The organism is Pseudoalteromonas sp. PB2-1 (assembly GCF_045040605.1).
In the GTDB taxonomy this organism is placed as follows: domain Bacteria; phylum Pseudomonadota; class Gammaproteobacteria; order Enterobacterales; family Alteromonadaceae; genus Pseudoalteromonas; species Pseudoalteromonas arabiensis.
In genome coordinates, this window is sequence record NZ_CP090667.1 from 3,020,899 (window position 1) to 3,041,961 (window position 21,063).

The following is a 21,063-nucleotide window of genomic DNA, read 5'->3' on the forward strand; positions in this document are numbered from 1 at the left end:
GAGATTATCATGGCTTGGATCCAAATTCGAATTAATGCAAACGCTGATAATGCTGACATGATCAGTGATTTACTGATGGACACAGGTAGTGCATCAGTGACTTATGTCGATGCAAAAGACACCCCGATTTATGAACCAAAACTGGGGACCGTTCAACTATGGGCTGATACCACAGTGATTGGCCTCTATGACGCTAACCATGATATGGACAGTGTAGTGGCGACATTAAAAGCAGAAGCGACACTCGCTGACAAGCTTGTTTATAAAATTGAACAACTTGAAGACAAAGACTGGGAACGTGAGTGGATGGACAACTTCCATCCGATTCAATTTGGTGAACGCCTTTGGATCTGTCCGAGTTGGCGAGATATTCCTGATCCTGACGCTGTTAACGTATTGCTTGACCCAGGCCTTGCATTTGGTACGGGTACACACGCAACGACTGCACTATGTTTAAAGTGGCTAGAAAGCCAAGATCTAACAGGTAAAACTGTGGTCGATTTTGGCTGTGGCTCGGGTATTTTAGGCATAGCGGCCATAAAATTAGGTGCTGAGCGTATGATCGGTATCGATATTGACCCACAGGCCATTGAAGCGAGCCGCGATAATGCCGAGCGTAATGGCGTGGCCGACAAACTTGAAGTTTACTTGCCAGAAGATCAGCCTGAATTTAGCGCTGATATCGTCGTTGCAAACATTCTTGCGCAACCATTAAGGGAGCTTCATGAGATCATTTTAGGGTTGTTGAAACCCAATGGTAAAATTGCCATGTCAGGTATTTTAGAAGAGCAAGCGCAATCAGTTGCCGACGTTTATGCCCCATTTTTAGCCCTTGATGATATCGCCATTGAAGGTGAATGGACACGCGTGAGCGGCACAAAAAAGGCATAAAACACACAATACTTTTAATCCATAACACGCAAGGTAAAGCCACTATTTAACAGGCTTTACCTTATTTTTACATGCGTAAATTTTACCATTTTAAAACGGCTAAATTTTTTTTGTTTAAATAACAAACAAATCGACCCGCTCGTCAAACTGTTATCAAAAGTCAATACAAAAAGGGCAAAAAAAAGTCACTTTTGTTCAATTTATAGCCTTTGATTTTTGGAAAAAAAACCGTAAACTTAGCGCCCCTTGAAAAGAGGCCTATTGAATAACAGTGCGTATCGGTTCATACCAACTTGAGAACAATGTAATTGTCGCGCCTATGGCAGGCATTACAGACAGACCATTTCGACAACTTTGCCGACGCTTAGGCGCGGGGCTTGCTGTATCTGAAATGCTCTCGTCGAACCCGAAAGTGTGGAAAACCGAAAAGTCGATGAACCGTATGGATCACAGCGGTGAATCGGGTATTCGCTCGGTGCAAATTGCCGGAGCCGATCCTGAGCTTATGGCACAGGCAGCACAATTCAATGTCAGCAATGGTGCACAAATCATAGATATTAATATGGGGTGCCCTGCTAAAAAAGTGAATAAGAAACTCGCAGGCTCTGCCTTATTACAGTTTCCTGAATTAGTAGAAGAGATACTCGATGCGGTTGTTAATGCAGTCGATGTCCCAGTAACACTGAAAATCCGCACTGGATGGGATCAGGATAACCGTAATGGTGTCGAGATTGCGAGCATAGCTGAACGCTATGGCATTGCTTCACTGGCTGTACATGGACGCACGCGCGCATGTATGTATAAAGGTGAAGCGGAGTACGCCACAATTAGGGATATTAAACGTTCAGTATCTATACCTGTTGTCGCCAATGGTGATATTACATCACCAGAAAAAGCAAAACAGGTTTTAGATTATACGGGTGCAGATGCCATTATGATTGGTCGAGCCGCCCAAGGTCGCCCTTGGATTTTTAGGGAGATAGACCACTATTTGCGAACTGGAGAACATTTGCCAGCACCTGAAATTGCAGAGGTGCGAAGCATTTTGATGGAGCATTTAGACAATCTTCATCAGTTTTACGGGGAGCCAATGGGAGCGCGTATCGCTCGAAAGCATGTATCTTGGTATTTGCAAACCCATGACAGTGACGGTCAGTTTAGGCGAGTATTTAATGCGTTAGATAACCCACAGGCACAAATCGACGCATTAGAAGAATACTTTAAAACACTAGCAGCTAACTAAGAAAGAAAGAGACATATAACGATGTTCGAACAAAACGTGACTTCTCCATTTATCACAAACCCTCATGTACAGTCACACGAGAAACCACAGCCGTTGCGTGATGCAGTGAAAAAAGCGGTTCATCACTACTTAAAGCAACTTAATGGTCAAGACGTACAAGACGTATACGACCTTGTTCTTTCTGAGCTAGAAGCACCATTACTTGAAGAAGTAATGACGTATACGCGTGGTAACCAAACTCGTGCAGCAATCTTACTAGGTATCAACCGTGGTACTTTACGTAAGAAGCTTAAAAAATACGGCATGAACTAATACCCGTTTTAATGGACTGATAGTAAGCCAGCATATTTATTTTGCTAATAAACGTTTACTAATCCAATACAACTGGTATAAAAGTTTTGAAAAAAGCACCTTCGGGTGCTTTTTTTATAACAACAAAAACTATGCAAAATCCTCATCCTTTAAACATCGTCTTTTGAGCCATATTCAGTTAAAATACCGCCTTTCTAAGCTAGCTCAAACACTGAGGTAATCAAAACTACAATGGATACACATCGTCCAATTCGTCGCGCACTATTAAGTGTGTCAGATAAAACCGGTATCGTTGAATTTGCTCGCGCTCTTGAAGCTCAAGGCGTCGATATTTTATCAACGGGCGGTACTTGTAAATTACTTGCTGATAATGGCATTAAAGTCACTGAAGTATCTGACCATACTGGTCACCCTGAGATCATGGATGGTCGCGTTAAAACACTTCATCCAAAAATTCATGGCGGCATTCTAGCGCGTCGCGGTCAAGATGAAGACGTGATGAGTGAGAACAACATCTCAGCTATCGATATCGTTGTAGTTAACTTATACCCCTTCGCAAACACTGTTGCGAAAGAAGACTGCAGCCTAGAAGATGCAATTGAGAACATTGATATTGGTGGTCCAACGATGGTTCGTGCTGCGGCGAAAAACCATAAAGACGTGACTATTGTTGTCAATGCAAAAGATTACGACCGTGTAATCAGCGAGATGCAAAGCAATAATGGTTCAACAACGTATAAAACACGCTTTGATCTAGCTATTGCAGCCTATGAGCACACCGCTCAGTACGATGGCATGATTGCAAACTACTTCGGTAAAATGGTTCCTGATTATACTGAGGAAGCCGCTGAAGACACTAAATTCCCTCGCACAATCAACATGCAGTTTACTAAAAAACAAGATATGCGCTACGGTGAAAACTCACACCAAGACGCCGCTTTTTATGTTGAAAGCGAGTTAACTGAAGCGTCTGTTGCAACGGCGGTACAACTGCAAGGTAAAGCACTTTCTTACAACAACATTGCTGACACTGATGCAGCATTAGAGTGTGTAAAAGAATTCGACGTACCAGCGTGTGTTATTGTAAAACATGCGAACCCTTGTGGTGTGTCAATTGGTGACAACATTCTTGAAGCCTATGATCGCGCATTCAAAACAGACCCTACATCAGCATTTGGTGGCATCATTGCATTCAACAAAGAATTAGATGCAGACACGGCAGAAGCGATTGTTGCGCGTCAATTTGTTGAAGTTATCATCGCGCCTAAAGTATCTGAAGCAGCAGCACAAATCGTCTCTGCTAAGCAAAACGTACGTTTATTAGAGTGCGGCGAGTGGACAGGTAATGCAACAGGTCATGATATTAAGCGTGTTAATGGCGGTATCCTAGTTCAAGACCGCGACCTTGGCATGGTAACGCAGAGCGATCTTAAAGTTGTCACTAAGCGCCAGCCAACTGAACAAGAGTTAAAAGACTTACTATTCTGCTGGAAAGTCGCTAAATTCGTTAAGTCGAACGCCATTGTTTATGCACGTGACGGCATGACTATCGGTGTAGGTGCAGGCCAAATGAGCCGTGTTTACTCAGCGAAAATTGCAGGTATCAAAGCAGCTGATGAGAACTTAGAAGTAAAAGGCTCTGTTATGGCATCTGATGCATTCTTCCCGTTCCGTGACGGTATTGATGCCGCTCGCGACGCAGGCATCACAGCTGTTATTCAACCTGGTGGTTCAATGCGTGATGAAGAAGTTATCGCCGCAGCTGACGAAGCAGGTATGGCAATGGTATTCACAGGTATGCGCCATTTCCGCCACTAATCACACAAAGGGTTAAACAGCGTGTTTAACCCTTTTTGTTTGCTACAAATTCACGTATTCTGATTACTAATTGCTTAATTAATGAAGGAACAGACGATGAAATTTGCTCTAAAATCTATACTTGTTGCAAGCCTTACGCTTGCTTCTGTACACGCTCTTAGCCAAGACCTAAACTCAGCACTCACAAAAGCAGTCAGTGCAGCTGAGCGTAGTGATAACAGTGCCCGTGATGAATATCGTCACCCAATCGAAACGCTTAACTTTTTTGGTTTTGAGCCATCAATGACTGTCGTTGAGATTGCGCCTGGTGGTGGCTGGTATACTGAGATTTTAGCTCCAGCATTAAAAGGTAAAGGGACTTATTATGCAGCACATTTCCCAGCTGATTCCTCAGTAGGTTACTATCAGCGTTCACTCGCAGGGTTTAAAAAGAAAATTGCAGAAGATGCACGTTTCAGTGAAGTAAAACTCACAGAATTTGCACCGAGCACGCATCTTGATATTGCTCCTGCTGGCAGTGCTGATATGGTTTTAACCTTCAGGAATGTTCATAACTGGTACATGGGCAAAGATAAAGAAGGTGCATTAAGCGCATTCAAATCGTTTTATAAAGCTCTAAAACCAGGCGGTACACTTGGTGTTGTTGAACACCGTTTACCAGAGCAGCGTAGCGATGAAGATCAAAAATCATCAGGTTATATGAAGCAAAGCTATGTAATTGATATTGCCAAACAAGCTGGCTTTGAACTGGTAGCAAGCAGTGACATTAATGCAAACTCACTTGATACAGCTGATCACCCTAAAGGGGTGTGGACACTCCCACCAAGCCTTCGTTTAGGCGAAAAAGATGCCGCGAAGTATAAAGCGATTGGTGAAAGTGACCGTATGACGCTGAAGTTTAAAAAACCGCTTTAAATAGGATTATTTCGCCATGAATGTACTTGTCATCGGCAGTGGCGGCCGCGAACACGCACTTGCGTTTAAGGCTGCCCAAAACAGTAAAGTAAACACCGTTTTCGTTGCTCCAGGTAACGCAGGCACGGCTCTAGAGCCAAAACTTGAAAACGTTGCAATCAATGTTGAAGATCTTGAAGGTCTTTTAGATTTCGCTAAAGCAAACAACGTTGAACTCACCATTGTTGGTCCTGAAGTACCACTGGTACTGGGTGTTGTTGATACATTCCGTGAACACGGTTTAGCTATTTTCGGCCCTACAGCTGGTGCGGCACAATTAGAAGGCTCTAAATCGTTTACTAAGGACTTCTTGGCTCGCCATAAGATCCCGACTGCTGATTACCAAACCTTTGAGCAAATCGACCCTGCCCTTGAATACCTTAAAGAAAAAGGTGCACCGATTGTTGTTAAGGCTGACGGTTTAGCAGCGGGTAAAGGTGTTATTGTCGCCATGACAGAGCTTGAAGCTGAAGAAGCTATTCGCGATATGCTTGCTGGCAACAGCTTTGGTGAAGCAGGTAGCCGTGTGGTTATCGAAGAGTTCTTAGAAGGTGAAGAAGCGTCTTTTATTGTCATGGTCGATGGCAAAAACGTACTGCCGTTTGCAACAAGCCAAGATCACAAACGTGCTTACAATGGCGATAAAGGTCCAAATACTGGTGGTATGGGTGCTTACTCACCTGCGCCTGTTGTGACTGATGAAATTCACCAACGTATCATGAATGAAGTGATTAACCCTACCGTTGAGGGAATGGCAAAAGAAGGCCACCCTTACACAGGTTTCTTGTATGCAGGCCTTATGATTGCTGCGGATGGAACACCAAAGGTTATTGAGTACAATTGTCGTTTTGGTGACCCTGAAACGCAACCTATGATGCTTCGTCTTAAATCAGATCTTGTTGAGCTAATTGAAGCGGCTAACCGCGAAGAGCTTGATAAAACAGATATTGAATTTGACCCTCGTGCAGCAGTGGGTGTTGTTTTAGCTGCAAAAGGCTACCCAGGCAGCTACCCGAAAGGTGATGCGATCAATGGCTTACAAGTAACCTACCCTGAAGGTGAGAAAGTATTCCACGCAGGCACGAAGCAAGATGGCGAGCATGTAGTTACAGCTGGCGGTCGCGTATTGTGTGCAACAGCACTTGGCAATACTGTCACTGAAGCACAACAACGTGCCTATAAGCTTGTTGATGATATTAGCTGGGAAGGTATGGAATACCGCACTGACATAGCTTATCGCGCAATAGCGCGCGAAAAAGCGTAAGGTCAAACCAGTTAAATCTAAGAAAAAGCGCAGTTTATCTGCGCTTTTTTAATGCTACACTATTGAGGAGCCAAACTAAGCTAAGAAGTCATTTTGAATAGTAAAACGCTAAAATATCATTTTTTGTCATTTTTTATTCTTGCGATCTTATTTTTTATTATCTGCACTTTATCGTCTCACTTGGCGAGCCCAACTCGTTACACCATTGACAAAACAGCCCCTGTTTACTCTCAAAATGCTTACCGCATTGATGAGACTAAATCGCTTACTCTTTTACAGTTTTTAAGTGAACCGAGCAAACTTGAAAAAAAGCCTTTTAAGCACATTGAGTGGGATTTAGCCGCAAAAGATTACTGGTTAAAGCTCGATTTAGAAAATAGGCAGCCGCACCCGATTGATTTGTTTATTCATTTTGATAACCCTATGGTTGACTACCTCACTGTATATCAACTCAATGAACGGCAACAACTTATTAGCACGATTGAACTAGGTGATAAGGTCAGTGGGCTGTCTTTATTTCAGTACAGTACACCACACACCTCTTTAACATTAAAGGGCAGTGAAAAAGTCTCTTTGGTCATAAAAGTAGATACTGTCGGGATAAGCAAAACACCCATCAATATTTACGGTAAAAAAGAATTTCAAGACTTATTGCGTTCACAAGCTGGTATTTGGGGAATATTTATTGGCGTGCTGATTATGGCTGCTCTTTATAACCTTGTACTTTTTTTGGGTATCCGTGATCGTGTTTATCTCATTTATATTGGCTACATTCTTTCTGCCCTGTTACTAATGGGTTCTGTGCTTGGGTTTGGCTTTTATCTTTGGCCACTGTCGTGGCAATTATTTTTTAACGAAAAAATAGTGTTTAGTAACTACGCCATTGCCTTTTTTACGGTTGCATTTTGCACCATGTTTTTGCGCTATCACAAAGATAATTGCCGACTATATAAACTCAGCCTTAGCTTCTTGGCTGTTCTTTTCAGCTTAGGCTTAATGAGCTTTTTTATGCTGGAATATAACTCCTCGAAGATCTTTTTTGCCATTATGGTCATTCTTTATATTTTATGTATTACCATGATTTATAAGAAACTAATTAGTGGTTTCAGATGGGCGAAGTTTTATGTCATGTCATGGATACCGCTTATTATTGGTGCTGCTGTACAGCCACTGGAATTAACTGGCTTTATTCCCTACAGTTTTACAACTCGTCACTTATTCTTAATGGCTATACTTTGCGAAATTGTTTTAATGGCAATGGCACTGGCTGACAGAGTGCGTTATCAACGCGAAAAAGCGCTGTATCACGCAACTCACACTCAACAAACAAAATTATTAAACCAAGCCATGCTCAAGCAAGGATACATGAGTTTAATAAATGAAAAACGCAGCGCACATTTGTGTTTAATTAAGATTGAGCAATTCAATGCATTACTTAGCATCTTAAACCCGAGCCAAAGTAGTAAGATTATTACAACGGTTGCTCTTTCGTTAGAAAACCACTTAGCCAAGCATAGGCAGTTTATTAACCTTGAATATGCACTGGATAATAGCCCTAAAATAGCTGATTTAGGTAATGGTATGCTGGCCTTTATATCAACCAAAATCCAGCCTAAAAGTGACTTATACGATGAGTTAGGTAATATCGCTAAACAGCTGCCAAAGCAATATAAAATTGCAGGCCTCGATTTGCAGCTTTATTACCGATTCAGTGTTACCGAGCCCATTGAAAATGATGGCTTTGATTCTTGGTTACAACGGGGGTTTCTCGCAATTTCTCAAAAACAGGCAATTAAAACTCTCGACTCTGCCTATGTTGATATGGATTTAAGCTTAGCTGCATCATTACAGCACGCTATTCGTAATGAGCAATTAGCGATATATTTACAACCAATCATTGATTTACGCACGGGCAAAATTGCAGGAGCTGAAGCCCTACTACGCTGGCCAAGTGCTGATCAAAATTTAAATATCGAACAACTAATCCAGCTTGCTGAGCGAACGGGACTTATCAATGAATTGAGCTTATGGGTAATTGAGAAAGCATGCCAAACCATAGCAAAACTCAATCAGCACGGGCATAAAGAACATACGATTAGTGTTAACTTAAGTGCCAAAAACTTAGCCATTCCTAAACTGGTTGAAAAAATTGAAAATACCATTTTAAAACGAGGTATTTTTGCCAATCAGTTAAAATTTGAACTGACTGAATATGCATTGATAAAAAACCATAAGGATATGATACGCTTTGTTAATGAGTTAAATAAATTAGGGAGCCAAGTGATTTTAGATGACTTTGGCACTGGCTACTCTTCCCTTAATTACTTAGTTAATTACTCGTTTAGCACAATTAAAGTAGATAAATCGTTTATTCTCGATTTAACCAATAACGATACTCACCAAGTGATCGTAAAAACAGCGATTGATATGGCCCATAACCTTGACATGAATATCACGGTCGAGGGGATAGAAGATCAAGAAACAGAGCAATTGCTTATAAAAATGGGCGCTGATCATGGCCAAGGCTACTTTTACAGCAAAGCCTTGGCAGTTGATGAATATCTTGAGCTTATCGACACACAATCGAAATAGAGCGTGTTACACTACCCCTTTTACATCTTTAGGGGCCAAGTAAAGATGCAAGGTACATTGCGTAAACTCAAGTCGACTCACAGTACACCTGTACAATATCAACTACCTGTTGGTGATGAACTAGTACCTTTAAACGACTATATAGGAAAAACACTCACACTTACGCACACCGGCAATATCTTTTGTTGTAACTGTGGTAAGAAAACCAAAAAAAGTTACTCACAAGGACACTGCTTTGTCTGTATGCGCAAACTAGCAAGTTGCGATATGTGTATTATGAAACCCGAAACTTGTCACTATGACCAAGGCACGTGTCGTGAGCCACAGTGGGGTGAAGAAAACTGCATGATCCCGCACTATGTGTATTTAGCAAATACTTCTGGCTTAAAAGTGGGGATTACCCGTCATACACAAATCCCGACCCGCTGGATTGATCAAGGGGCAACTCAAGCCCTACCTATTTTTAAAGTACAGACTCGTTTGCAATCAGGTTTAGTTGAAGTCGCGTTAGCCAAGTTTATTGCTGATAAAACCAATTGGCGTAATATGCTAAAAGGGCAATCTGACGTGCTCGACCTAAAGGCTGCCACCACAGAGTTACTGCCACAAATAGAAGAAAAGTTAGATGAACTTGCCGAGTTATTTGGTGCAACAGCCATCGAAAAACTAGATGAGGACGTTGTAACTCTCGATTACCCTGTCGACGAATATCCAACCAAGATCAGCTCATTCAATTTTGATAAGGCTCCAGAAGTCTCAGGTGTTTTAAAAGGCATTAAAGGCCAATACTTAATTTTTGATACTGGCGTCATTAATATTCGAAAGTTTACTTCGTATGAAATCACCCTAAGCTAAACTATGTTTGAGTATTAAGATAAAAGTCATACCACTGCTGTTTCGTAATGGGGCGGCAGAAGTAATAACCTTGAATCGTGTCGCAGTTAAGCCCTTGTAAGTAGTTTAACTGCTCCACTTTCTCAACACCTTCTGCAACAACGTGTATATTTAAGCTCTTAGCTAGTGTGACAATCGCCGAAACAATCTCACTATTGCCATATTCATCGGGGACCTTAGCAATAAAGCTGGCATCAATTTTAAGTGTATCGATAGGTAATTTGGTTAGGTAACTCAATGCTGAATAGCCAGTCCCAAAGTCATCAAGCGTAATATGAACGCCCAGCTTTTTAAGTGCCAGCAACTCTTGTTTAGCTTCACTAAAATGACTTATGAAGCAGCTCTCAGTGAGTTCGACTTCAAGTTTGCATGGGTCCACCTCATACTCTCTCAATAAGCGTTCAACATTAGAAGCCAATTGCCCTTGCCGTAAATGATTAGCTGAAATATTAATCGCTAAACGCCCTGCTTCAATATCATTTCGCTGCCATATAGCTAACTCTTTACAGGCTTGTTCTATAACCCACATATCCAGCTTTACAATTAAGCCAAGTTCCTCTGCCAATGGAATGAATTTAGCTGGAGAGATAACACCTAAGCTTGGCTCCTGCCAACGCAGTAAGGCTTCCACGCCTGATATTCGGCCACTTTCAAGGTGTTGCTTCGGCTGGTAGTACAATTCAAACTCATCGTTCTCTATGGCTGTTTGCAAACGACTCATCATCGCAAGCCGCTCAAGAGAGCGTGCATTCATGGCCGGCTTAAACAATTGAAATGAGTTTCGACCCACCTCTTTTGCCCGATACATTGCAATATCAGCATGTTTAAGCAAGGTAGCACTATCGATACCATCATCTGGAAACACTGCGGCCCCAATGGAGGCGGTTATCGCCACCACCTGCTCATTAATTAACAAAGGCATACTGACTTGTTGCAAGACCTGCTCTGCAAATCCAAGTAATGCTTCAATCCTCTCAACTTCGCATAAAAGTACAAACTCATCCCCGCCTAAACGAGCTAGGGTATCCCCCTCAGGTAGTACAGATGAAATGCGCTCTGCTATTTGTTGTAAAAGATTGTCACCTGCATCATGACCTAGGCTGTCATTCACCTCTTTAAAACGGTCTAAGTCAACAAACATAACGGCTAATAAATCTTGATTACGCTTGGCTGCACTTAACGCAATTGACAACCTATCGTGAAATAACCGTCTATTTGGCAAACCGGTTAGTTCATCGTAATACGCCAGTTGTGAGATTTTTTCTTCCGCTCGCTTACGCTCTGTTATATCACTAAAAATAGCCGCATAGAGTACTTCATCAACATTTGGATCTTTAATTTGAATAATCGTCAGCCATTCAACAAACTCTTCACCGCTTTTTTTACGGTTGCAAATTTCTCCTTGCCAAACCCCTTCATACTCTATGGCATGCCACATTTTTTGATAAAATGAACGGCTGTGCATAGACGAGCTTAAAATGCTCGGTCGCTTGCCAATCACTTCATGCTCTTCAAACCCTGTGAGTTTAGTAAATGCAGGATTAACTTGAATAATCGTGCCATCTTTACGAGTTAGCATGATGCCATCCAATGACGCATCAATAATTTTATTAGCTAAAAATAAATTTCGTTGCGACTTTTGTAAGGCAATATCGCGCTGCTCAATCGCTCGTTCCAGTTCGCAGCAATACGCTGACTCTATTTCTGTGATTAAATCTGCAAACGAAATGACTCCACAAATATCAGTCTCTCTCACCGCTAAATGACGAACATTATGTTCAGACATAAGACGATATGCATCAAACAAGCTGCTGTCACTGTCTATCTCTATCAATGGATAACTTGCGTATTGCCAGCAAGGGTTAAGCCATTCAGTTTGAATAATTAGCCCAACAATATCTCGCTGTGTGATAATGCCATGAATAGCTAAGGCTGAATTATAAACAAGCACACTTTCTAGGCGGCTCGTGCGCATAATCTCTACCACGCTTTCTATTGGCAAATTTGCATCAACAATGTCTAATTCAGTGCGATATTGTTCATGAATAGGACGAAACTGTAGGTAGTGATCAAGCCCTTGATTGTGCACAATGTCCGACAAGCTCAACATACCAACAGGCTGTTTATCGCTATTCATCACTAATAAGTGTCGAATACCATGCTGTTGAAAGCGCAGTGTCGCATCGCTCAGTAAACACTGACTTGGCACGGACACCACCGGTGCTGACATAACCTCATGAATAGGTACATTTTTAAATTCAGGGCTTGTAATATCAATGTTTAGGCAGTCCGCCTCAGTCCATATACCAACAATAGATTGGTCGTGTTTAACAAAAATAGCCGTCACACTATGAACATGCATCAACCGCACAGCATCAACCAAAGGGGTATGTGCAGGGCACGATACCAGCTTTTGCGAAATAACATCCCCGACCTTTTGATGCCGTCTTGGTTGACTCATAAGTAGACTTACCTAGTTCTTACAGGAATTAGCAATTATAATCATTTCATTATGTCGGGCTTTGATACAGGACAATAAATGCAATTATCATTTCCTTTGATCATTTTTAGTAAGCAAGAAGTAGCGTACCTTGAAGGTGAGAGCGACTTAAATGATTTTCTCTATAGTTTAACTAAGGAGCAGCGAAACGAGCTTTTACTATTGAATAAAGCTGGAAGGTATGTTGATTTATATAACAACGACGTGACACCAATCACAAGCACAGAACTGGCAAAACGAGTGACGCAACAACTTGCACAAGAGGGGAGCTGCTGCTTGAGTAAAGTGACTCAATTAACGCCGGAACAAGCTTTTATGATGCTAGATAATTAAACTGTATCCACCAGCGCTTTGATATGAGCAACAGCACTACGCCCTAGTGCTGACAAGGCATACCCGCCTTCTAAAAATGACACAATGCCTTTGCAGCCTTGTTGCTGGCATAGCTCCGCTAATTGTGACGTAAGCCAAGCGTAGTCATCTTCAACAAACTTCAAACTTGCCATATCATCTTCTAAGTGTGCATCAAACCCCGCACTAATAAACAATAGCTCGGGTTTAAATTCAGTTAGTTTAGGTAACCACTGCTCATAATAAACCGCTTTTAAATCAGTCCCATCGCTGGCAATAGGTAAAGGTGAATTTACCAAAGTCGGATTATTTTCAACCGCTGTATTAGGATAGAATGGATGCTGAAACAAAGAGCAAAACAGTACATTGTCATCGTTTAAAAAGATGTCTTGTGTGCCGTTGCCGTGGTGAACATCAAAATCAACAATGGCAATGCGTTTCACTCCTTTGCTTTTTGCATACTGCACGGCAATTGCTAAGTTATTAAACACACAAAAACCAGCAGAGGTGGTCCTGTTTGCATGATGACCAGGCGGCCTCACTGAACAAAAAGCGGCATCTAGCTTATCAGCAAGAATTTCATCAACAGCTAATAACCCTGCTCCAACAGCACGTTCAATTGCTTTCATTGAGTCGGGACACAGCCATGTGTCACCATCAAGTTCTGCAAGGCCTGACTCTGGAATAGTTTGCTCTACGTGACGCACCAAAGACTCATCGTGGGCACGTAAAAAGTCTTCACGTGTGGCTTTAGGAGCTTGTAAATGAGTGACTGCGATATCAACACCGCTTGCCAATAAGCGGTCAGTGATCATATCTAAACGCGCAGGACACTCAGGGTGATCTTCAATCATTTTATGTTTTCGACAAAATGGATGAGAGATAACGGCCGTTCTCATTACGCGCTCCTTGAAGTAATTGTCAGCCAATTATAACAAAGCCGCTTTTGAGCGGCTTTGCGACTTTGGTTTACTTTTTAGCTTGTAGATCTAGGTTTCTAAAATCAAAGCTAAAATCTGTCACAGCAGTTGAAACTGCTCGCATTTTGGCACTTTCAACGCGGTTTTCGGGACTCATTTGAAACTCAATAAATGCATCGGCTTCAAGTAGCTTTTCATCCCACTTCACAATAAACGTATTACCCGTGTAATGTTCAAGCTGGCCTTTCAAGCGTTTAGTATGCGTAAAGTCGATACGTAACTGCCCATTAAGCTCTTCGATTACCACATCACCATACCAGTTATCATGCAGTGTGCCTGTGTAATTTATATTTGGTAGCTTTGGTTGATAATCTGCCGGTGTTTCTGGTTTAGCATTTGCGTAGGCTTTTTCTTTACCTTCAAAGTGCTTTTTAGCTAACTCTTCGACCCAATCTTTATCTTCCAAATCCAGCGCATCTTCAAGCACTTCATAAGTAACTGCAGATAACGCACTAAACGCTTGCTGGTTGGTTAGAATAACGATACCTAGGTTTTTTTCTGGTAGTAAGGTCACCTGAGAGACCATACCTAAAATCCCACCACCATGACCTAATTTTTTAATGCCATGAAAATCTTCAATACTCCAGCCTAAACCATAGCCTCTAAATTGTTGATGGTATGCCTCGTATGCACTTTTCGATGCTAAAGAGGTAATATGCGGGTGCCACATTTGCTGTTGCTGCTTTTCAGTAAATAACTGTTCGCCATTTGGCATTTGGCCATGGGCAAGTTGCGTGCGTAGCCACTGGCTCATATCATTGACACTTGAAGCGATAGCACCGGCACCACGAAAGTCTTCTAAATAATTAACAAAAAACGGGTGTAACTGGCCATCCATAGGAATATGCCCTGTGGCCCAGTTTTTATTACTTTCTGGAATGCGTGAAAAACCAGCTCGAGAGTTTTTCATATCAAGTGGCTCTAGAATATTTTTCTCAATGTAATCATTCCAGCTCATCCCTGACACACGTGCCACAACTTCACCAGCGGTCACAAACATTAGGTTGTTATACGCGTATTTACTACGAAAACTACTGGCTGGTTTTAAGTACTTAAGACCGGCAATGATTTCATCAATCGATTTATCGGTGTCAGGCCAAATCATTAAGTCGCCCTGCCCTAAACCTAGGCCACTACGGTGGCTCAATAAATCACGAATCGTCATTTCACGTGTTACATAAGGGTCGTACAGGCGAAACTCAGGTAGATGATCAATTACTTTGTCGTCCCAGTTTAACTTTCCCTCATCTATCAGCTTCGCTAAAGCGGCTGCAGTAAATGCTTTCGTATTTGAGGCGATACCAAATAAAGTGTCTTTATTAACCTTTTTCCCCGTATCAAGGTTGGTCACCCCAAACCCTTTTGCCAAAACGACTTTGTCATTTTCAACAATGGCAACAGCCATACCAGGCACATCAAAACGTGCCATTGATGTTTCAATTACTTGCTCAATTTTTTCACTGTCGATATCAGCGTAACTAAAGAATGAACAGCTTGATAATAAGGCCGCAGCAACGGCTAGTTTACACAGTTTCATAATGTCCCTTGATCATTTTTATTGTTGTGAATAGCGAACTCTCTCGCTGCTCGGGTTTTATCTGGATCATCGCAACTTTCGCGCGCGAGTATTGAATCACTGTAATCATTTGGCACGCCAGCTTCAAGCGCACCGCGATGAACATGCTGTAGATACCAGTCGAATGGCAAAAGTGCAGCGTCTACTGTATTGGCGATATAACAATGTGCTGTTAATTGCTCTCCATCTAACAATTCAACAGACACATCAACGCAGTCATAGCGAGGGCCTTCAATCGTATCTAGAATCGCTTTTTCATCTTCATTAAGCTCATAGACGACCCCATAAACCAGTGCGTCTGGCTGAGAAGTTTGGCGAACACTGCATTTCGCTGAGCCATCGGTACTGACCATATCAAATGTCAGCTCATAGCCTCTGAGTATGGCCGTACCGATACGTTTTGCTTGAGGTAATCGTGCCAACAACCGATTTGATGACATGTTTGAACCAAACGAAAAATTATAAATAGTCATAATTCACCTTACACAACAACACGAATAGCCAACGCAATTAAGATCACGCCGATACCTCTATCAAACCAAAAACCACTTTTTAAGAAAAATTCTCGCACAGCGGCTTTTGTTAACACCAGTGATAAACATGAAAACCACACCCAAGTTGCCAAAGCCATATACACCCCATAGCTTGCTTGCACTAATACTGGGGTCTCAGGGCTGATAACTAACGTAAAAAGCGACATAAAAAACAGCGTTGCTTTTGGGTTCAGTGCATTGGTAAAAAAGCCACGCCTAAAAGCTTTATACACTGACTCAGGCTCAGCCTGAGCAAGCGTTGGCTGTGTGTTATCAGCCGGTTTTGCACTACGTAAAGCGTGTACGCCTAAATACGCTAAATAAGCACCCGCCAGATATTTTAATGCCATAAATAAGCTCGGCGATTGCGATAGGATAAGGGCAACACCCAATACACAATAAGCAACATGAAGTAAAATGGCTGCCCCCACCCCCGCACTTGTCCATAGTGCATTTTGACGGCCATGCTGAATACTTTGTTTAAGCACAACAGCAAAGTCAGGGCCAGGACTTGCAACAGCAAAAAAATGCGCGACAGCAATTAATAAAAACTCATCTAAATACGGCACTGATTATTTACCCTACTTTTTGTTCATCCAACGCAAGTAATAGCGGGTTAGCACTACTATTAACTAATAACTTTATTTGCTTTTGCGCTTTCTTATACTGACCTCGTAAATGAGGCTTTAGGTATTTTTTAGACTGATTATCGCCTTTAAAATGCGATACCAAAGCATGCATAAATAAGGTTTGCGGCTCGGTTAACGCGGCTTGGCGATTGGCATAGGGGTTATAACCACATCCACAGCCCCCTTTAAATTGATACACAGTATTGCTCATCATCACACCAAATCCTAAAAAACAAGCAAGTGCGTCGCTGGCCTGTGGTAAAAACTCTTTACCTCCAGGTGGTAAAACACCAACGTGATGAATAAGTATTGTCGCAAGTGTTCCAGCGAAGCTTGCAACTAAGTCTTGTGGCTGATTTATTTGGTTTGGGTTAAAAGACACATTAATTAAGTGATTCGCAGGCACGATTAACTGAGCGTGTTCTCCTCTTAGAGAAGCCTGAAACTCAAAGTGCGGAAATACCTGTGGAACAAGCTGTGAGGGTGATACTAAACTTACAGGCCACGCCTTCATCCCCGCATAGCCAACAACGCGAGAAAATACTGTTTTAGCCATATCTTCAACGCTCGTGACACTGTCTGGGAAAAACTGGCTATTGGGTAATACAATCTGCGTCTTCTGTAAAAAGTAATCGCTATCAAAATGCTCAACAGCCCATATAAATGTGTCTATTAGCCACTGTTGCTCCTGCTCGTCAAGTAAGGGAGCAGATTTAAATAGGGTTAACATATTTTACTCTTGTCCTTGCGCCCACTGCCATGCATCTGTGTTATAAAGCGGAACGGTTGATAAAGCATGATGATGACTGCCTGATGATTCTTTTGTCGAGTATGATAAATACAAAAGAGTACGGGTTGGTGCATCGTAAATACGACGCACCTTCAATGATTTAAATAAAATACTCTTTGATGATTTAAATACCACATCACCGGATTTACTGCGGTCTATTTTTTGTAACTGTTCAGCAGTAATGGGACCAGTTTGACGACAGGCAATTGACATATCTGAAGGATCTGCAAAATCAAGATTTGCTTCAATATGGCTGATATGACAGGTAACACCACTAATGATTGGGTCTTGTTGCGACACCACTTTAATATCTTTAGTCGTAAACAATCCTAAACTTACAGAAGCCGCGTCATCCGAACAACCATTCAACAAGATGATTGAGGCTGTCAGTGCAGCAAGTTTTAGTGTCTTCATCTTCGTTATCCTTATTAAAAAGCGATAGTTGTCCATTTACAACTATTTGCTTGCTATGTTTCAATACTATCTCAAAATATCTTCAACAACGAGCACCTAAACCATGAAAAAACCGCTCAGTTTACTGTGTTTAATGTTCTTAAGTAGTACCGCTCACGCTGGCTACTCTATTAGCGCTGGTTTCGGCAAAAACTTTACTAACTCAGTACAGACCGAAGAAAACCTTAAAATCGAGTTAGAAAATGATAGTCACTTTACGGTTAGCCTAGACAGAACCATTGATAATGCTCGTTATGGATTCTTTTATTCAGCAACCGAACTTGATATGAAAGACCAAGCCAATAAGCAAATCGAGATGCAATACCTGCTATTTCAAAGTGCCATAGAGGTGCCATTAGCTGACCATATAGTTGGTTTTGTTGGTGCCCAAATTGGCGCAAATCACGTCAGTACTGATTTTGCTGATTCCGACACTTTTTTTACTTCAGGCTTATACGGTGGCGCTGAGTACCTATTTACAGACCAAGCGCGAATTTATGTTGAAACTCGCTGGTTGGCGACTATTGTAAATAATGCAAGTAACATCTCATGTACTTTGCCTGCATCCGAAAACGAACAATGCCTTTGGCACTTCGATGGTGATGTATTAAACCAATTTCAAACAAACATCGGTTTTAGTTACCGCTTTTAAGGAAGAGCCTCATGCCGCATATTGTTATTGAACATTCAGAAGATCTCCCTATTCTTCCTCAAGTGCTGGTTGAAAAAGTCCACCAAGCGGTATTCGATTCTGGTTTATTCGAATTATCGACCATTAAAACACGTGCTATTGCCTACCAACACTATGAGCTAGGTGAAGGGAAAGATGGCTTCATCCATATTGCTGCATCTATCATGGAAGGTAGAACCGTTGAACAAAAGCAGCAACTAAGCGAACAACTACTCAATTGCTTAAGAAAGTACTGTCGCCGTTCTTATAGTTTAAGCGTAAACATTTATGATATGAGCCCTGATATTTATCGTAAGTGCTAATTTTACTGCGGCAGAAATGCCGCAGGAAGACGCTTAATTTCAATCTCAGGTGACAGGTATCCCGTGTATACAAGCCAGCGTTCATCATCCACATAGGTCAGCCCTGATGAACGACTATAAGCACGCTCGGGTAATGCCATCACATCAAAATGCTGTTTTTTCGCCAAATCATAATAACTAATACGATAATCACCAACGCGTACTTTAAAGTAATAAATACGCGCATCATTGTATTCATTCTTCTCGACAAATAACCACGAAAAATGCCTCGCTAAATGGATATCGTCAACAAGTACCTGTTCTTGCCCCGTTCCATGGTGTTTTATCCATATAGCCTTATTGTTATCAGTAAAAAGAATATCACCCGATGATAACTCAACAGCATATTTAGCAGGAGAACTTATCACTTTACCAAGGTTATTACCTTTTAAATCAAATCGATAAACATAATCGTTGTCAGACACAAGAATAGATTGGTTATCACTAGACCACGTTGGTTTGCGTGCATAGGCAAATGGAATATTTAACGCTTGCCTCTTATCGAGCTTAAAGTCATATAGATAAAGTGTACTCAGCCCTTTATCCAGCACTGAAAACAAAATGTAGCGCCCATCCTTTGACCACGTTGGGTCAAGTATTTGCCCAATAACATGTGGAAAGCTCGTCAACTGTTTACGCGAGCTTGCATCTGGGTTAACTATCCATAATTGAGAGCTGCCAGACTCATTTGATACATATAATAGCTTTTTCTGCGCCGAATTATATTCTGGAAAAAGCGAACTAAAATTAGTGGAAAGCATAGAAAAAGGTGAACTGGCAACTTGCTCATCAATTTTTAGCCGTGTAATCACCTTGTCTATATCCCATTGATGAAAATAGACACTGCCATCAGCGCTATACCTTGGCGAACTCATCCCTGCCACTTGAGTGTTAATCAGCTTTTGCTGTTCAATATCGTAGAAAAAACCATAACGCTTACCGCCTTTAGTTGCCGAAAAAACCAGTAAGTTCTTACTCGGATGCCAATCAACACCATGAATAAAGGCAAAGTTTGGAGTAAGTCGTTTAGCTTGCCCTGTTTGTACATCAATCATAAAAAGTGCTTGCTGGTCGTTTTCAACATTACGAGTAACCACGACATGTTTTGCATCAGGTGAAAACGACACGGACTCATCGTTAATATGGCAATAATCAACACAAGGAATAGATGTTTCATGTAGGTTATCTGATGCAAGGCTCAGTAACTTAATGCGGCTTACCGTTTCGCCGGCTTCGGTTACATACTCACCGATATAAGCGAGTGTTTTACCATCGGCACTGACATCAAGATCAGTTCCACCTTCGCGGCGACATTCACTCAGGACAACGCTCGTCGCATTTACAAGTGATAGTTTCACTATTTCGCACGCACTGTTTTGCGTATAACGATAGTAATATAAGGTGCTTGAGTCAGGACTAAACACGGAGCGCCCTTCAGTCTCTACACTGTCGGTTAGCTGTTTTGCTGGATGCTCAGGAAAATGGAGGTCACGTAAATATAAATCCGCAGATTTATCTAAACGGCGCCATGAATAAACCAAGTAATGTTGATCATTTGATACGGCAGGATAAATTTCACGCCCAGGGCTTGCTGTTACACTTTCTATACTGTTTATCGGCATCACAAAGGCCGTGTGCTGCTTTGTTTGATAACTAGAAACATACCAGAATACACACGCAGCAAATACGCAAAGCATAAATACAGCAGCAACACCATAAACTTGAGCACGTTTGAAACTGGGTATATTTTTTTTAGGTTGCTGTTCAATTTTTTCAGGTGATTGAACCAATCGATACCCTGTTTTACGCAAGGTTTCAATGTAACTTGAGTTTGGGTCTAATTCTTTAAACGCCTTACGTAAATGCCAAATAGCATTTGTTAACGCCTTCTCTCCTACAAAATGGTTACCATCCCAAACAAGATTAATTAACTCTTCGCGAGTAATTGGCTCAGGATAACGGGCAACTAAACAACCTAATAACTCGATGAATTTAGGCTGTAAAACGTGCTCACTATCATCACAAACTAGTTTATTTTCAAGGGGATTAATTGTACACCGACCCAAACGGTAGGCGTGATGAGTGGTTTCCATTAAGTCTAAACTTAACCTCTTTTTAGATTTCTAGACGTGTATTTAGCTATCAATTTATCTCAAATAACAATGATTAACCAGCATTATAATTGTCAATAAGTTGACAGCGCAAAAATAACAACACATTGATTTTAAACGAATAGATATTAAATAGATAT

Annotated in this window: 19 protein-coding genes; 11 read left to right on the forward strand and 8 right to left on the reverse strand. The window is 41.5% G+C overall.

Features of this window, described 5'->3' with window-relative positions; all coding sequences use genetic code 11:
• Window positions 1–9 precede the first annotated feature (9 nt).
• The 8 genes from prmA (at window position 10) to L0Z67_RS14110 (ending at window position 9,929) form a co-directional block, all read left to right on the forward strand.
• A complete protein-coding gene (prmA, locus tag L0Z67_RS14075; RefSeq protein WP_062568692.1) occupies window positions 10–891 on the forward strand; it encodes a 50S ribosomal protein L11 methyltransferase in 882 nt (293 codons plus the stop codon).
• 271 nt (window positions 892–1,162) lie between these two features.
• Entirely contained in the window at window positions 1,163–2,134 is a 972-nt protein-coding gene (gene dusB / locus L0Z67_RS14080; RefSeq protein WP_062568691.1) for a tRNA dihydrouridine synthase DusB, read from the forward strand.
• Window positions 2,135–2,155: 21 nt separating this feature from the next.
• On the forward strand, window positions 2,156–2,446 hold the full coding sequence (fis, locus tag L0Z67_RS14085; RefSeq protein ID WP_002957804.1) for a DNA-binding transcriptional regulator Fis: 291 nt from the start codon (window positions 2,156–2,158) through the stop codon (window positions 2,444–2,446).
• A 231-nt stretch (window positions 2,447–2,677) separates the two neighbouring features.
• Complete coding sequence (purH, locus tag L0Z67_RS14090) at window positions 2,678–4,264, forward strand: bifunctional phosphoribosylaminoimidazolecarboxamide formyltransferase/IMP cyclohydrolase (RefSeq protein WP_062568683.1); 1,587 nt, start codon at window positions 2,678–2,680, stop codon at window positions 4,262–4,264.
• 96 nt (window positions 4,265–4,360) lie between these two features.
• Window positions 4,361–5,179, forward strand: a complete 819-nt coding sequence (locus L0Z67_RS14095; RefSeq protein WP_405128156.1) for a class I SAM-dependent methyltransferase — start codon at window positions 4,361–4,363, stop codon at window positions 5,177–5,179.
• Between the two features lie 16 nt (window positions 5,180–5,195).
• Window positions 5,196–6,482 carry a phosphoribosylamine--glycine ligase gene (gene purD / locus L0Z67_RS14100; RefSeq protein ID WP_237114440.1) on the forward strand — a complete coding sequence of 429 codons (1,287 nt, stop codon included), beginning with the start codon at window positions 5,196–5,198 and terminating at the stop codon, window positions 6,480–6,482.
• A 93-nt stretch (window positions 6,483–6,575) separates the two neighbouring features.
• A complete protein-coding gene (locus L0Z67_RS14105; RefSeq protein WP_405128157.1) occupies window positions 6,576–9,074 on the forward strand; it encodes an EAL domain-containing protein in 2,499 nt (832 codons plus the stop codon).
• A gap of 45 nt (window positions 9,075–9,119) precedes the next feature.
• Window positions 9,120–9,929: a DUF2797 domain-containing protein gene (locus L0Z67_RS14110; RefSeq protein WP_405128158.1), complete on the forward strand. Its 810-nt coding sequence runs from the start codon at window positions 9,120–9,122 to the stop codon at window positions 9,927–9,929.
• 1 nt (window position 9,930) lies between these two features.
• On the opposite strand, the gene L0Z67_RS14115 is transcribed toward L0Z67_RS14110, so the two are convergent.
• A complete protein-coding gene (locus tag L0Z67_RS14115) occupies window positions 9,931–12,429 on the reverse strand; it encodes an EAL domain-containing protein (protein ID WP_237114442.1) in 2,499 nt (832 codons plus the stop codon).
• Between the two features lie 78 nt (window positions 12,430–12,507).
• Between L0Z67_RS14115 and L0Z67_RS14120 the strand changes: the two genes are divergently transcribed.
• Window positions 12,508–12,801, forward strand: coding sequence for a hypothetical protein (locus L0Z67_RS14120; protein WP_062568677.1), 294 nt, complete (start codon window positions 12,508–12,510; stop codon window positions 12,799–12,801).
• Here L0Z67_RS14120 and L0Z67_RS14125 read toward each other — a convergent pair.
• From L0Z67_RS14125 to L0Z67_RS14150, 6 genes are all read right to left on the reverse strand, one after another.
• Entirely contained in the window at window positions 12,798–13,718 is a 921-nt protein-coding gene (locus tag L0Z67_RS14125; RefSeq protein ID WP_062568676.1) for a histone deacetylase family protein, read from the reverse strand. The two genes, L0Z67_RS14120 and L0Z67_RS14125, sit on opposite strands and share 4 nt — an antisense overlap.
• Window positions 13,719–13,788: 70 nt before the next feature.
• The gene (locus L0Z67_RS14130; protein ID WP_237127204.1) at window positions 13,789–15,336 is read right to left on the reverse strand and encodes a serine hydrolase; all 1,548 of its coding nucleotides are present in this window, start codon (window positions 15,334–15,336) and stop codon (window positions 13,789–13,791) included.
• Entirely contained in the window at window positions 15,333–15,848 is a 516-nt protein-coding gene (locus L0Z67_RS14135) for a gamma-glutamylcyclotransferase family protein (protein ID WP_062568674.1), read from the reverse strand. The genes L0Z67_RS14130 and L0Z67_RS14135 overlap by 4 nt, the downstream gene beginning before the upstream one ends.
• Window positions 15,849–15,856: 8 nt before the next feature.
• Window positions 15,857–16,477: a LysE family translocator gene (locus L0Z67_RS14140; protein ID WP_062568673.1), complete on the reverse strand. Its 621-nt coding sequence runs from the start codon at window positions 16,475–16,477 to the stop codon at window positions 15,857–15,859.
• A 7-nt stretch (window positions 16,478–16,484) separates the two neighbouring features.
• Entirely contained in the window at window positions 16,485–17,267 is a 783-nt protein-coding gene (locus tag L0Z67_RS14145; protein ID WP_062568672.1) for a hypothetical protein, read from the reverse strand.
• Between the two features lie 3 nt (window positions 17,268–17,270).
• A complete protein-coding gene (locus L0Z67_RS14150) occupies window positions 17,271–17,741 on the reverse strand; it encodes a CreA family protein (RefSeq protein WP_062568671.1) in 471 nt (156 codons plus the stop codon).
• Window positions 17,742–17,844: 103 nt separating this feature from the next.
• On the opposite strand from L0Z67_RS14150, the gene L0Z67_RS14155 reads away from it, so the two are divergent.
• Window positions 17,845–18,432 carry an outer membrane beta-barrel protein gene (locus tag L0Z67_RS14155; RefSeq protein WP_193987791.1) on the forward strand — a complete coding sequence of 196 codons (588 nt, stop codon included), beginning with the start codon at window positions 17,845–17,847 and terminating at the stop codon, window positions 18,430–18,432.
• A gap of 11 nt (window positions 18,433–18,443) precedes the next feature.
• Window positions 18,444–18,773: a 5-carboxymethyl-2-hydroxymuconate Delta-isomerase gene (locus L0Z67_RS14160; RefSeq protein ID WP_062568669.1), complete on the forward strand. Its 330-nt coding sequence runs from the start codon at window positions 18,444–18,446 to the stop codon at window positions 18,771–18,773.
• Window positions 18,774–18,775: 2 nt separating this feature from the next.
• On the opposite strand, the gene L0Z67_RS14165 is transcribed toward L0Z67_RS14160, so the two are convergent.
• A complete protein-coding gene (locus L0Z67_RS14165) occupies window positions 18,776–20,905 on the reverse strand; it encodes a winged helix-turn-helix domain-containing protein (protein WP_062568668.1) in 2,130 nt (709 codons plus the stop codon).
• Window positions 20,906–21,063 lie beyond the last annotated feature (158 nt).